The following is a 14,027-nucleotide window of genomic DNA, read 5'->3' as shown; positions in this document are numbered from 1 at the left end:
ACCGGGACGAGAGGATCAAACTCACTTTCGGCACCAGCATCGCCAAACGAAGACGCGAGCTCGGACTCATGGCATAATCAAAGAACAAGGACACCGGAGTCCAACAAAACGTCACCACCCCCAAACCGAAACGCCAACTTGACTAAAAACACACGAGGTCCTCGGCGCGGCCGACTGGACTCGGGGATGCGAGTCGTTCGTGTCCCGGTCGGCGGGAGAACACGGGCCATGCCCCGGTCATAGCCGTTGAGGGTCTTGGACTGGGAAGGCCGGCCTGCCTGAATAGCCGGTTGTGTTCGGGATTCGGTGCGGTTGGAGTTCCCGGCACGGAACAGGCCCGCAAGGAAGCCGAGCTGGCCGGGCGTGGCGTTCCCGACGGCCCGTCCGAGCATCTTTCGGGTCAACGGCAGGATACGCGAGAGCTCCACGATGCCGGGAGACCGCCAAATGCGCCAGTCGCGTAGCTTTTGCTGGGTGTGCCGATGGGAGTCTTCAGCCGTATACGATGCCGGTAGTTTCGCAAACTGGATAGACTGTTGCAATCTGCAATCGGTGTTGTGTATCAAGGCCACCTAACAATTTGCGTTGTTGGCTCCCGTGACTGACATTGGGTACCGGAATCGTACGTCGCCATCAGCACTAACAGCGGAACCGTATAGAACGCATACGCTTCGAATTGCACGTAGAGATAGGCGGCCAGAATCACCATGCACACTATGCGTCGACTCCATGCGCGCTGCACGGTGATGAAGATTAATAGCATCGCCACCAATGCCAGGAAACAGATCAGGCCATATTCGGTGATGAAACTGGCGTAGGCGCTCATCGTGAACGTTTCGGCGGGTGGGTTCTCCAAGCCGTCGATCTCCCAATTCGGGGCACCGCCGTGCGCGTCGTACCATCGACGGGCTCCGGCATACCCGGTGCGCACGGCGTCGGAGATGTTGCCGGCACCCCAACCGAACAGGAAATGCGTCACATTATGCTTCCACGCCCACATCGGGGCCAGCATATGAAAGATGCGGGCACTCATCGACCCGTCGCCGGCTAACAGCCCGTGCGACACCAGCGCGTTCAGCCGCGGATGGAACAATGCCACACCCACGCCGACCGCCGCCACAGTACCCACGCCGCCGACGAAACCCACCGTCGCGGCCCTTGAACGGAAATTCACCGTGGCCACCAGCCACACCAACAGCGCCACCATCGAATCCAACACGATGCGCGTGCCGGAACCCATCGCGATCGAACCGATCGCGAACACCGGAATCAGCCAACCGATCCGCCGGTCGCGCGTCATCCAATACACCGGCAGCAGCACGCCATACAGGTGCATGCCGATGTAACTTGGCTCGGCGAACAGGAACTGCGGGCGTACGTTCGTATACACGCGGTACATCGCCTGGGAGAAATACGCGCGCACCGTATACCAATCCAGGTGCGGCACCAGCGCCAGCCACTGCACCACGCCGGCAATGAACGCCACCACATACGCGGTGAACAGCGTAGTCAGTATGGCTCGCAACGGCAGACGCTTCAACCGGATGGCGATATCCAGTGCGGCCAGGCACGCCACGGCCAGCCACAATGACACCAGCGACTTGGCCGCAGCCGCCGCATGCACGCCCACGGTCATCCACCCGTACACGGACGTGACCAACGGCAGCAGCGGGAACAGGAAGAACGGCAGGAACCTACGGGCCGTATCGCGCAGATACCGCCAGTTCCACAGCGCGAACGCGGCGAACAGCCATGGGGAGATCGGTGTCCAATACGGCAGCGACAGGCCGAGCCGCGTGCCATCGACCGGCAGCAGCGCGATCGCGGCGAAGAACAGCATGTCGGACGGGGCGATGGTGATGGCGGAGGCGACGGGGGAGGTGCGCGGATGCCGCACGGTTCGAATCCCAACCATTGCCATGTGTCCTCCCAAGACGTGTAACCGTGCCGTCATGGTGCCCGGCACTCCTCAGGACACTATAGCGGGGCGTGCGGAGGGGGTACGGGTGACACAGGTGTGTGAAATGTTCATCGTTCGCTGGCGGTGCGATAGAAGGGGGTACATCCCCACTGGTATGGTGGGGATGTTGTTGTGAAGGATCCTGTGAGGAGGGACCGTGGCTTCCCCGGAAATGAACGAGCACCCGTCTCAGCCCCAGATGGCGCAAATGCCCCAGATGCAGGTCGAGACCGTGGAGAGCCGCGATGACGGCATCACGCTGGTCGACCTGATTCATATCATCACCAAGCATGCCATCACCGCCATCATCACCTTCGCCGTGGTGTTCCTGGCAGTATGCGCTTACACGCTGATCACACCGCCGAAGTACTCGTCCACGGCGCAGACCTACGCCACCTATAGCGACGCGTCGGTCGAAGGCGGCGACATTTCCAGCATCAACAGCGCCAGCTCCTACATTTCGAACCAGATCCGTTCGTACCCCACGCTGGCCACCACCGAGGCGGTGCTCCGGCCGGTCATCGACGAACTCGGACTGAACCTGACGGTCGCCCAGCTTGGGGGGCAGCTGACCGTTGAGAACCCGACGAACACCGCGTTTGTCAACATCACCGTGGAGGACGGGAATCCGCAGCAGTCGGCCGCGATCGCCAACGCGGTGGCCGAATCGTTGCAGGACGTGGTGGAGAACTCCCTGTACGACTCCGGTCGGCAGTCGCCGGTCAAGCTGTCGATCGTGCAGCAGGCGCAGGAACCGACGTCTCCCAGCTCTCCGAATGTGCCGCTGTACATGGCCATCGGTCTGGTCGGTGGTCTGATCCTTGGCGTGTTCGCCGCGTTGCTGCGCGACCTGCTCGCCACCAAGATCCAGGATGCCAAGGACCTGCAGGACGTGGTGGACGCACCGATCATGGGGCGCATCCCGGAGGACGATGCGTTGAAAGATCCGTCGCCGGCGGTCGTGTCTGCGCCGGCCAGCGCCATTGCAGAGGAGTACCGCCGCGTACGCACCAACCTGTCGTTCACGGCCCGCGTCGACGGTATGCCGTCGCGATTGATCGTGATTTCCTCGGTCAGCCCGAACGAAGGCAAGACCACCACGTCCGTGAACGTGGCCGCTTCGCTTGCCGAGAACGGTGCTCGCGTGCTGCTCATCGACGCAGACCTGCGCCACCCGTCGGTGGCGAACAAGCTCGGTCTGGAGAGCGGCGCCGGACTGGCTCACGTGTTGTCCGGACAGGCATCCGTCAAGGATGTGGTGCAGCGCTATTGGAAGCCGAACCTGCACGTCATGCCGGCCGGTCCTAAGCCGCCGAACGCGTCTACGCTGCTCAACTCGGACACCATGCGTGAGCTGATTCGCCAGGCGCTGCTCCAGTATGAGTACGTGATCATCGACACCTCGCCGATGATCGTGGCCAATGATGCTGCCGTGTTCGGCAAGATCGGCACCGGCGTGGTGCTGGTCTCCGGTCGCGACGTGACCGACAAGCGTGAACTGCGCGACATCGCCGGACAGCTGGCCACGCTGAACGTGCCGATCACCGGTTTCGTGTTCAATTTCGCCAAGGATTCCAAGAAGCGTGCCAGCAGTTACGGCAACTATTACTACTATTACAGCGATGACTCGGACGGCGGCAAGGAATCCGGCCGTCGCTCGCACCGCAAGAAGTAAACGACAATCGGCTGTCCGGTACGACGGTTCAATGCACAAGGTGGGTGCGGTTCGTTGAAACCGCACCCACCTTGTTGTCTGTGGCGTTGTCTGTGGCGCCGAGTGTCACCGTATCGGCCTATTCCGTCTGGTTCGGCTCAGTGCGGGACGGTGGTGCGCCAATATCGCGTGGCCGCTGTTACGTTATTGCGTATTCCGTTCAGACCGTGGGATGGTCTTCGCGAGCTGACACTGCCGTGGCCCTAGCGATGAGATCCAGCGACTGGCAGATGGCGTTGTGAGCCTGCACGAACGCCGTGAGATCCTTGCGGTATGGGTCCGGGATGGTCATGGGGTCCGGCAGCATGGGGCGTACCAGTGAGGCGTTGTTGATGGCCGCGGCGAGTTTCTGCTCGCGGGTGGTGCCGTCGAGCAGGCCCTGCTGGGCGCAGTAACCGCACAGGTTGGCGAAATCGGTGAGCAGGAACGTGTACCGTGCCGCCTGCGGCAGCACGGTGGCGACATCCCTGATGTGATGCTGCTCGAAGCAGAGGATTAGATCAGCGTCGGCGGCGATTTGCGGGGTGATGCGCTTGGAACGGAACGAACTGGAATCGATGTTCGCATAGGCCATCAGCTTAGCGCTGTTCGGGTCGATCGGATGCTGCGGCAGACCTCGCGTGCCGGCGCTGTCGGACGTGATGCCCGGGTCGGGGAGGAAACGTGGGAGCAGCAGTTCGCCCATCGGGGAACGGCAGATGTTGCCGGTACAGACAAAGAGGATCCTCATACCCCCTAACACTACTCGCGGGGATACGAAAACGCTCCCGAGACAAACCTCGGGAGCGTTTGCAGTGTGTTGTTATGCCTGTTGAATCACTGAGTTAGGATTCAGCGGGCGCCGGCCTTGCGGGCGGCGAACACGGCGCAGCCGGCGGCAGCCAGCAGCACGACGGCCACGGCGTACGGAGCCACGGAAGCGCCGGTCTGAGCGACCTCATCCTTGGGGCCTTCACCGGTCTGAGCGATGTTGGCCTTGGTCAGCGCGGTCTCAACGGTGTGCGTACCGTCGGTGGCCGTCACGGTCACGGTCTTGCCTTCGGCAATGGCCTGAACGGCAGCGTCGGTCAGGGTGTACTGCAGGTTGGCGGAACCGTCGCTCTTGGCGTTACCCGGCTGGAAATTACGCATGGCAACCAGCTTGACATCGGAAACGTAAGTGTCATCGGCAGTGACAGTAATCGGGGCGTTAGCTGTGAAAGTGCCAGCCGGGTAGCCGATGTTTGCAACGTTGCCGGAAACGGTGGCGGTCTCGCCGTAGCCGGCAGCCATGGCGGTGCTGGTAGCGAAACCGAAGCCGAGAACGGCGGCGATGGCGGCCAGGAGGGCCACGATCTTCTTCTTCATAATGTAAACCTCCAAAAGTCCGGGATGTCTGTCCAACCATTCGTTCCCGGACGGTTGCGTTATCGGTCTTGGTTAGGGGGTATTCCCCGGAACCGTGTTCCACTATATACCCCCCTATGTTCCGTAGAACCGGCGAGATACGTTGGAAATCAAGGGCGTGCGACAAACCCGTCACATCGTGTGACGACGTTCGCACGTGGCGTCATAAGGAGTGTGAGGAGCTTTTGGCTGCAATTCCAACGATTTTGGCGGAAGCAATGTCGCGCTCCGCGTTTTTTGGCCTGCGACACGCCGATGGTCTCTATCCATGCAGTCATCGGTGCTCTACCGTGCGGCGCTGGAGGTGCGGGATGGATTGCCGTTGCGTGTTGTCGTCGAGGATGCCGGCGTGCAACGGTTGAGGGGATAATAGGATGTCACCGTGCGGACTGATGCTCCTGCTCGTACTCGTCGTCGAAGCTGAACAGGTCCTCCACCGTGGTATCGAATACGCGGGCTATGTCCATCGCCAGCCGCAGCGAAGGACAATACTGGCCTTGCTCCAGACGTCCGATCGTCTCGCGGCGCACGTTCACCAGATCGGCCAGATCCGACTGCTTCATATCGCGTTCCAGGCGGCGCAGCTTCAGATTAGTCTTCATAGTCGTCCTCCGCACCGTTGTGCTCCAGCCATAGATACCGAGCGTCACTGATCACCAGTGCGGTCATGGCGATGGCGGGTAGAGTAATCGGTGGGAATTCGATGGCCATGTGCCAGATCAGGGAGAGCGCCATAAATAGGAATCCCAATACCACCAGCAGCGTGAGCGCGACCATGAACGCGAACTCGGTGGCCTGCTGCTGATGTTCGTCGGAGAGTTCGTCACGACGGGGTGATTTGCGGTTGAGAATGGTCGCCACCCAGATTTCGCCGCCTGCCCAGAGCAGCGCGATGACACCGGTGATGATCAGCCCCACCAGATTGGTACCGCTGAACAGCTGTACGGTGCAACAGACCACGCCCACGAACTCCACAATCATTCGCAGGAACATATACCGGTTGAACGTCATCCGACCCTCCTCGCCTGACAAATCCATCATAGGCGATATGAAGTCATTCGGGTGTATGACGGGGGCATGTCTGTATTCCGGCGGCGACTTTCGTCCGAATCGCGCGAACGCCGCCGTACCGCCCGGCTCAGTGCTCGACCACAGTGTGCAGCCGGCGCAGGGCGCGCTGCACCAGATCATGGGTGGAGCCTGCGCCGTTGCCCTTGACTCCGAAGAACACCATCAGCACCATACCGAAGCAGATCACGGCGCTCACACGCAGTGCCCACTGCACGCCGAACACGCTGGCGGCGATCACCACGTCGGCTCCGCCGCCCAGAGCGGTCTGACGCATCGCGGCGAAGGTCTCCATCAGAATCACCAGCACCGGTGCACCGATCGCACCGGCGATCTGGCGTACCGTGTTCGTCACAGCGGAGCCTGCGGACACCTCCTTCGGCTCCAAGCAATTCAACGACCATGTGGTGATCGGCATCAGCACGAATCCCATGCCGATTTGCCGGACGAACTGCCAGATGGACACCCACCAGATCCACGAATCCATCGAGATCAGGCTCATCATCACGGTACCGAAGCACAGCGTGATCGTGCCGGTCAACGCCACCGGGCGTGCGCCGAACCGGTCGAGCGCCTTGCCGCCGAAGAACTGCGCAATCGCCTGGCCGAGCGCGCCCGGCAGCATGATCAGGCCGCTCATGGTGGCGGAGAACCCGCGGTCGTCCTGGATGTACAGCGGCAGGATCACGGTGATCGAGCTGAATGCGAAGAAGCTCAGCGCGGCCGTGATGGTGCCCACGGTGAAGCTGCGGTTCTTCAGCACCTCCAGGTCGAGTAGCGGTTCGCGGCCCGTGGTGCGGTGCCAGCGGTGGAAGCGTAGATGCCCATGCAGGATGCCTTCGTGCGCATCCGCGGCGTTGGCGGCGGGGTCGGCAGCGCTCTCAGCCTCGGCCGGTGTGTTCTCGGCTGCGCTCCGGTTTTGCGCCTCGACCCATGCGCGCTTGTTGAACAACTGACGCAGGATGAACCAGACGATGCCGACCATGCCGACCACCATCGGCAGCCAGACCAGCGGATGCGCGAACGGATAGCTCTCGATGTTCGTGAAGCCGAACATCAGTCCGCCGAAGCCGAACACGGACAGGAACACGGAGAAGAAGTCGGCCTTCACGGTTTTGTCCGTGGCGCCGAAGTTGTGCAGCCAGAACGTGGCCAGCACCAGGGCGAACGCGCCGATTGCCGTCAGTGTCAGGAAGATCGAGCGCCAGCCGTTCGCGTCGGTCTGCCAGCCGCCGAAGGTCGGGCCGATGGCCGGGGCCACGCTCATGGCCATGCCCACCATGCCCATCGCCATGCCGCGGCGGGAGAGCGGGTAGATCGAGAACACGGTGATCTGCAGCACCGGCCACATCACGCCGGTACCGATGGCCTCCAGCATACGGCCGAACAGCACAAGAATGAACGTGGGGGAGACCCATGCCATCAACGAGCCGATGGTGAAGATCGACATCGAGGTGATGACGATCTGACGGGTGGAGAAACGACGGGTCAGATAGGCGGTCAGCGGCACCATCACGCCCATGACCAGCTGGAAGATGGAGGTCAGCCACTGGCCGGTGGTCACCGAGATGCCGAACTCGGCGACGATGGTCGGCAGCGCGGCGCTCAGCTGCAACTGCGTGAAGTTGCCGACGAACGTGATGAACGTCAGGATGGCGATGGACACCATGGCCGCATGGGTCAGATGCCCGTCGGTGAACGATTCCTCCGGGGTCAGTGGCTTGCTCAGGTCGCGCTTGATGATGCCGCTCATGCCGTAATGCTTCTCTCTGCTTGCTTCTTCGGGCGGAGGCGGGTGGGTGCTCCCATCCGCCGAAGTGACCACAATAGCCTACGCCTATGTATGGGCATATATATGGACGACTGCGGCGGTTGTGTTGGGGTGGCAAAAAAGAAGCCCGGGGAATCCCCGGGCTTCTTCGTTCGTAACGATCAGTACCAGTGGTTGGCCACCCAGAAGTTGTAGGCGCCCTGCACCGAGCCGTAGCGGCTGTTGCAGTAGCCCCAGAACCACTTGAGCTGGGTCTGGTAGTTGGTGGCCCAGTCCGCGCCGGCGGAGGCCATCTTGCTGCCGGGCAGCGCCTGCGGCAGGCCGTATGCGCCGGAGCTGGCGTTGGTGGCGTTCACGCGCCATCCGGACTCGTGGTTGATGATGTACACGGTGGCGGAGAAATCGGCCTCGGTGTACCCGTTGGCCAGCAGATAGTCATGCGCCCACTGCTGCATCTCGCCGGCCGGCACGGTGGTGCCGATGCTGGAGGAGGAACTGGACGAGCTGCCGGAGGAGGCGGAACCGGTGCCCACCAGAATCACCTTGTCCACCGGCGCCTTCTTGACATAGGAAGCGAATACGTTGGAGGAGACCACCGTATCGCCGGCGCGGGTGACCAGACTCGTCGTCTCCATCACGCCTTCCTCGCCCTCGCTCTCCACCTGTTCCGTGCCTTCGGGCAGCGAGGAGGTCTCCTTGCGAACCGTGTTGAATGCGATCGGTTCCTCGGAGGTCTCCAGCGTGGAATCGGCGGTCTCGATGGTGATCACCGTGGATTCGTCGACTTCGGCGTCCAACGCGGGATCCACAGTGTCATTCGGGCCGAGCGTGATGTTGCCCGCTTCCAGCACCGACTTGACGGTGGTGAAATCGGTGCCGAGCACGGTGCGGGATTCACCGTCCAGCTTGACGGTCACATAGGAGGTGTCGCCATCCAAACCGCGCACGCCGTCACGGGCGGAGCCACGGGAGACGGCCAGCGGGTCGGTGGCGGAGAACGAGGAGACGCGCTGTTCCGCCGGGACTGACCCGCCGGAAGCGTAGAAGCTGCGGGTCACCATACCGCCGGTGGAGACCAACGCCAATGCCGCAGCCACGGCGCCGATGCGAATCCATTGGCGCTTGCTCAGCGAAGGAAAGCTGATGCTGGTCTTCTTGCGATGATTGGCCATTGCACTCCTCAATACTCCGGCATACCACGGTGCCGGTCGCACTCACAAACAGCCATTAGTTTACGCCGACTCGAGGATAAGCCTCAAGTCGGCGACTAGCCGGAAAGGGGAAGATTACTGCTGGGCGTCGGCCTCGGCCTGCGCGGCCTTGAGATCCAGCGCCTTGGCCTGGGCGATCAGGTCATCCAGGTCGGAGGCGCGCAGCGCACCGGCCTGCTGGAACACCACCGTGCCCTGCTTGACGATCATCAGCGTCGGCACCGCCTGCACGCCGGCCGCGGTCGCCAGATCCTGATTCTGGTCGATGTCCACCTTGGCGAAGTACACATCCGGATGCTTCTCGCTGGTCTGCTCGTACACCGGGCCGAACGCGCGGCACGGGCCGCACCAGGTGGCCCAGAAGTCCACGAACACCAGCTCGTTGCCAGTGATCACCTGCTCGAATTCCGCCGAACTTACCGCATGGGTCGCCATGATTGCTCCTTACATTTCAGGAAACTACGTGTTCCCAGCTTCCCAGCAACTCCCAACATTTCACAACCCCTTGCGCCGTGGGATGAACGGGTATCCGATTCCGTCTTTCGGCGAACCGTCATTGGATGGTCATGCGCCGGTCATCATCCAGTCGGATAATGGGGATCATGCCAGTGCTGAACGATGAAGTGCCCGACGAGGGCGATTTCGATGCGGGCCGCCGCCGCGGCGAATTCGACAATATCACGCCGGAGGATTTCATCCGGGGGTCGGCGGGAGGCAACCCGCCCGGATGGCTGGATAGCGCCCGCGTGGAGCAGGCGCGTCGGCAGGTGCCGATGGTGTATGTGGAGGTCGTGCCCGTACACACGGACGAGTTCGGGCGCATCGCCGAAATCGGCACGCTGCTGCGCGTATCGGACGACGGTTCCGTGGAACGCACGCTGGTGGCGGGGCGCGTGCTGTACCACGAGAGCCTGCGCGAGGCCATAGCCCGCAACGTGGCCAAGGATCTGGGACCCTTGGCGTTGCCGACCCTGCCGCCCAACCTGCAGCCGTTCACGGTGGCGGAGTTCTTCCCCACCCCCGGGCTGAGCGAGTTCTACGACGCCCGCCAGCATGCGGTGGCGCTGTGCTATGTGGTGCCGATCGCCGGCGACTGCCAGCCGCAGGATGAGGCGCTGGACGTGGAATGGGTGGATGTGAACGGCCCGAGGTTGGCCACCATGCTCGATCAGATGGCGGGCGGCCACGGCCGCATCGTGCAACGGGCGTTGGCGTGGACCGAGTGAGAGACAAGTAAGAGAGGAATCCCATGGAACTGAACACCACGATCTACCGTGACGGCGAAGGTATCCCGGTTGTGCTCGTGCACGCCTTCCCGATCGACCACCACCTGTGGGACGATTGCGCGGCCGAGCTCATCGTCCGCGCGAACGCCGCCGGCCTGCCGCGATTCCCGATCTGGGCGCCGGATATGCCCGGCGCCGGCGAGGGGCCGATCCCCACGGCCGAACAGACCGGGGCCGTCTCGCAGGACGGCGCCTACACCGAGGCGCTCGACCGCATGGCCGACGCCTATGTGGACCTCATCCGCAAGGCCGGCTTCACCGAGGCCATCTGGGTGGGTCTGTCGATGGGCGGCTATCTGGTGTTGGACATCCAGCGCCTGCACCCGGAGGCGGTGGCGGGGCTGGCCCTGTGCGATACGAAGGCCGACGCCGACTCCGCGGCCTCCCGCGCCAATCGCCTGCGCATCGCCGACATCTGCGCAACCGAACACACGGTCGACCCGGTGATGCACTTCGCCGAACCTCAGCCCGGCGACTCCACCATCAAGCGTGCGCCCCGCTTCATCCGCCAGTTCACCGACTGGATCCAGGCCCAGCGCCCGGAGGGCGTGGCCTGGCGCGAGCGCATGGCCGCCGGCCGTCCGGATCTGAACGACCAGTTGCCGCTTATCACCGCGCCCGCCGCCGTGATCTGCGGCGAGAACGACCCCTCCAGCGCGCCGTCGGTCATGCGTCCGATCGCCGAGGCGATGACCGGCACCAACGCCGTGTTCACCGAGATTCCCGACTGCGGCCATTTCAGCGCCTACGAACACCCCGATCAGGTGGCCGAGGCGTTGCTGGATCTGGTCCGCCGCGTGCAGTCGGAGGCGTGACATGGCGTTGCTCTCGCCGTTGGCCCTGACCCAGACCCTGCCGTTCCTGCCTCTCGCCCAGGGTGATATCGACTATCAGACCGAACGCCGCGATGAGCCGGGGCTTATCCCCGGCCTGCTCAACGACCCGTCCACCACGGTGATACTGGTGCGCGACGGGCTGGTGGCAGTACCGCGCGGCCAAGGCGTGCTGACAGCCCGCGAATCGACGTCGATGCGCCTGGCGTCCCTGCCCGGTTCGTATGCCGCGGAGGCGCTGGCCGGCGCCCCGGAGGCCGTGGCCATGTTCCTGGGCGGCTATCCGGGCCGGCGCAACGTGCACGTCGTCGCCATCGACCTGACCCGCGTGCCGATGGGCGCACCGTCCGTCGTGCCGGACGCGCACGGCATCGGGGCCGATGACGCATTCGGCGACGCCGCGCAACCGAGTGCTGCGAACGGGCGGGTCCCGCTGTTCGCCCGCACCGCCGAACGCTTCGACTGGGTGGATCTGCGTGGCTTCGTGCCCCACGCCTCGGCGCGGGAGGCGGGCCAGGCCACCACGGCCGTGGCATTGAGTCTGTGGCACGCCACGCAACGGCACTGCCCGACCTGTGGCGCCCCCGTACAGACGGCCATGGCCGGCTGGGCGCAGCGGTGCACGAATCCGCAGGACGGGCATCGCCTGCTGTTCCCCCGCGTGGAACCTGCCGTCATCGTGGCGGTGGTGGATTCGCAGGACCGTCTGCTGCTGCAGCACAACCGGGCGTGGAACGACCCGACCCTGTATTCGGTGTCCGCCGGATTCGTGGAGGCGGGGGAGAACCTGGAGCACGCATGCCGGCGTGAAACCAAGGAGGAGGTCGGCATTGACCTGGGCGAGGTGCGCTACCTGGGGTCGCAACCCTGGCCGTTCCCCGCGTCGCTGATGGTGGCGTTCAAGGCCTACGCGCTGAACACCGACATCCGCACGGACGGACAGGAAACCGTGGACGCGCGTTGGGTGAGCCGCGACGAATACACCGAGGCACTGGTGCGGGGGGTCATGAGCGCGCCAAACCGGGCCGCCATCGCACGGTACATGATCGAGGAATGGTATGGACGCGCGCTGTAGTCGGTTCGGCTGCGTATAGTGATGCCTTGGAAAGAGTGGGAATTCGCAAGGGAATGACAATGTCCGACGACTATCAGATGGATGGGTTCTCTCAGATGGACGACGACCGCACCGTGGCCATGCCACCGGTCGGGGACGCGTCCCCGATGACCATGGGCGAGGACGCCATCGCTCTGCCCGGCGACGAGGAGAAGCCGCGGAATACCAAACTGCCGTGGATCATCACGCTCAGCGTCATCGGCGCGCTGCTGGTGCTGGTTGTGGCCGGTCTGTTCACCGCGCGCTGGTATTTCTCCGACAAGGCCGCGCCCGGCGTGACACTCGGTCAGATCAGCGTGGCGGGGCAGAACCGCGATCGTCTGACCGATACGGTAACGCGCGCGATCGCCGATTCGACTCTGACCGTTGCCGACCCGGACGGACAGGAGATCAAGGCCTCGCTGGAGGAACTCGGCGTGAGCGTGGACGTGGACGCGACCGTGGACGCGCTGCTCAACGCCAAGACTGACGGGGACGCGACTGGCGTGCGTGCGCTGCTGTCCGACTTCGCCCGGCTCAACCCGTTCTCCAAGGCCGATATCGGCCTGAGCGCCGAGTATGACGAATACACGGCGAACACGTTCCTGACTGACCGGTTCGTGGCCGACGACCAGCAGGCCGTGCCCTCCTCGATCGCCTACGATGCCGGATCACAGGCGTTCACGGTCACCGAAGGCAAGGTGGGGCGGGCGCCGCAGCTGGACGCCGTGAACAAGGCCGTCGCCAACGCCATCAAGGCCCCAGGCACGGGGGCGAGCGTGAAGATCGACTACTCGGACGTGGACATGCCCATCGGTGTGGACGCCGCCAACCAGGCCGCAGCGGACGCCAACCAGCGGCTCAACAACAAGATCGTGCTTACCAACGAGCGCGACCGCAACTTCGAACTGTCGAACGACACGGTGGCGTCGTGGATCAAGCCGACCGGTGACGTGCAGAACGGCACCATCACCCTGAGCTATGACGAGCAGGCCATCAAGGACTACCTGGCCGCCGAACTGCCCAAACAGCTCAACCAGGAGAAAACCGACCAGACGGACATCATCGACGACAACGGCAACGTGCTGCTGACCCGCGTGGACGGTGTGGACGGCGTGGCCGTGAAGAACACCGACGCCACAGCGGCGAAGGTGCTTGAGGCGCTCGAAGCGGGCAACGGCGGGCTGATCACCGCGGAATTCGACGTGACCCCGTTCGAGACCAAGCAGGAGAAGGTCGCGATGCGCATCGTGGTGGACAAGTCCTCGCAGACTGCCACCGTGTACAACAACAACCAGCTGGTGCGCACGTTCCCGGTCTGCACCGGCACCCCGGGCGCATTCGGCGAAACCGACAACGGCACGTTCTACATCTACCTGAAGTATGCGTCACAGGACATGCGCGGCTACAACGAGGACGGCTCGAAGTACCTTTCGCCGGGCGTCAAGTGGGTCGGCTACTTCAACGGCGGCGAGGGATTCCACACGGCGGACTGGAACTACTACGGCATCCAGGTCGGCGATCCGGCGCACTACGGATCGCACGGCTGCGTGAACATGTACGAGGCCGACGCCAAGTGGATCTACGACAACTGCCCCGAAGGCACCGTCGTGCAGGTCGTCGGCTCGACCCCCTCCGGCCCGGTCCGCTGACGCGATGAGGGGTCGCGGCGCGTGGCGGATGCCGGGGCGTTGTACGCTGGTGC

The 14,027-nt window shown here is 63.5% G+C and carries 13 protein-coding genes; 5 read left to right on the top strand and 8 right to left on the bottom strand.

The window, feature by feature from the left end:
• Positions 1-562 precede the first annotated feature (562 nt).
• Positions 563-1,915, bottom strand: coding sequence for a hypothetical protein (locus B4C31_RS02865; protein ID WP_291531261.1), 1,353 nt, complete (start codon positions 1,913-1,915; stop codon positions 563-565).
• A 244-nt stretch (positions 1,916-2,159) separates the two neighbouring features.
• Here B4C31_RS02865 and B4C31_RS02860 point away from each other — a divergent pair, with 244 nt between their 5' ends.
• The gene (locus tag B4C31_RS02860) at positions 2,160-3,635 is read left to right on the top strand and encodes a polysaccharide biosynthesis tyrosine autokinase (RefSeq protein WP_291531264.1); all 1,476 of its coding nucleotides are present in this window, start codon (positions 2,160-2,162) and stop codon (positions 3,633-3,635) included.
• A 199-nt stretch (positions 3,636-3,834) separates the two neighbouring features.
• Here B4C31_RS02860 and B4C31_RS02855 read toward each other — a convergent pair whose 3' ends face one another.
• From B4C31_RS02855 to trxA, 7 genes are all read right to left on the bottom strand, one after another.
• Complete coding sequence (locus B4C31_RS02855; RefSeq protein ID WP_291531260.1) at positions 3,835-4,404, bottom strand: low molecular weight phosphatase family protein; 570 nt, start codon at positions 4,402-4,404, stop codon at positions 3,835-3,837.
• Between the two features lie 101 nt (positions 4,405-4,505).
• A complete protein-coding gene (locus tag B4C31_RS02850) occupies positions 4,506-5,021 on the bottom strand; it encodes a hypothetical protein (protein ID WP_291531259.1) in 516 nt (171 codons plus the stop codon).
• A 416-nt stretch (positions 5,022-5,437) separates the two neighbouring features.
• Positions 5,438-5,662 (bottom strand): helix-turn-helix transcriptional regulator, encoded by a 225-nt coding sequence (locus tag B4C31_RS02845; protein WP_291531258.1) that lies wholly within the window; start codon positions 5,660-5,662, stop codon positions 5,438-5,440.
• Positions 5,652-6,101: a hypothetical protein gene (locus B4C31_RS02840; protein WP_291531257.1), complete on the bottom strand. Its 450-nt coding sequence runs from the start codon at positions 6,099-6,101 to the stop codon at positions 5,652-5,654. The genes B4C31_RS02845 and B4C31_RS02840 overlap by 11 nt, the downstream gene beginning before the upstream one ends.
• 97 nt (positions 6,102-6,198) lie before the next feature.
• Positions 6,199-7,881: an MDR family MFS transporter gene (locus B4C31_RS02835; protein WP_291531256.1), complete on the bottom strand. Its 1,683-nt coding sequence runs from the start codon at positions 7,879-7,881 to the stop codon at positions 6,199-6,201.
• A 179-nt stretch (positions 7,882-8,060) separates the two neighbouring features.
• A complete protein-coding gene (locus tag B4C31_RS02830) occupies positions 8,061-9,071 on the bottom strand; it encodes a G5 domain-containing protein (RefSeq protein ID WP_291531255.1) in 1,011 nt (336 codons plus the stop codon).
• Between the two features lie 114 nt (positions 9,072-9,185).
• Entirely contained in the window at positions 9,186-9,545 is a 360-nt protein-coding gene (gene trxA, locus B4C31_RS02825; RefSeq protein ID WP_291531254.1) for a thioredoxin, read from the bottom strand.
• A gap of 167 nt (positions 9,546-9,712) precedes the next feature.
• On the opposite strand from trxA, the gene B4C31_RS02820 reads away from it, so the two are divergent.
• Genes B4C31_RS02820 through B4C31_RS02805 form a run of 4 tightly spaced genes read left to right on the top strand, consistent with a single transcriptional unit; the run spans position 9,713 to position 13,974 of the window.
• Entirely contained in the window at positions 9,713-10,336 is a 624-nt protein-coding gene (locus tag B4C31_RS02820; protein WP_291531253.1) for a DUF4916 domain-containing protein, read from the top strand.
• A gap of 23 nt (positions 10,337-10,359) precedes the next feature.
• Complete coding sequence (locus tag B4C31_RS02815; protein ID WP_291531252.1) at positions 10,360-11,211, top strand: alpha/beta fold hydrolase; 852 nt, start codon at positions 10,360-10,362, stop codon at positions 11,209-11,211.
• A gap of 1 nt (position 11,212) precedes the next feature.
• A complete protein-coding gene (nudC, locus tag B4C31_RS02810) occupies positions 11,213-12,304 on the top strand; it encodes an NAD(+) diphosphatase (protein WP_291531251.1) in 1,092 nt (363 codons plus the stop codon).
• A 59-nt stretch (positions 12,305-12,363) separates the two neighbouring features.
• Positions 12,364-13,974 carry a L,D-transpeptidase family protein gene (locus B4C31_RS02805; protein WP_291531250.1) on the top strand — a complete coding sequence of 537 codons (1,611 nt, stop codon included), beginning with the start codon at positions 12,364-12,366 and terminating at the stop codon, positions 13,972-13,974.
• Positions 13,975-14,027 lie beyond the last annotated feature (53 nt).

The organism is Bifidobacterium sp. UBA4282, assembly GCF_002394995.1.
Taxonomy (GTDB): domain Bacteria; phylum Actinomycetota; class Actinomycetes; order Actinomycetales; family Bifidobacteriaceae; genus Bifidobacterium; species Bifidobacterium pullorum_B.
The sequence above is the reverse complement of the archived record's forward strand: the minus strand, read 5'-3'. Positions and strand labels throughout refer to the sequence as shown.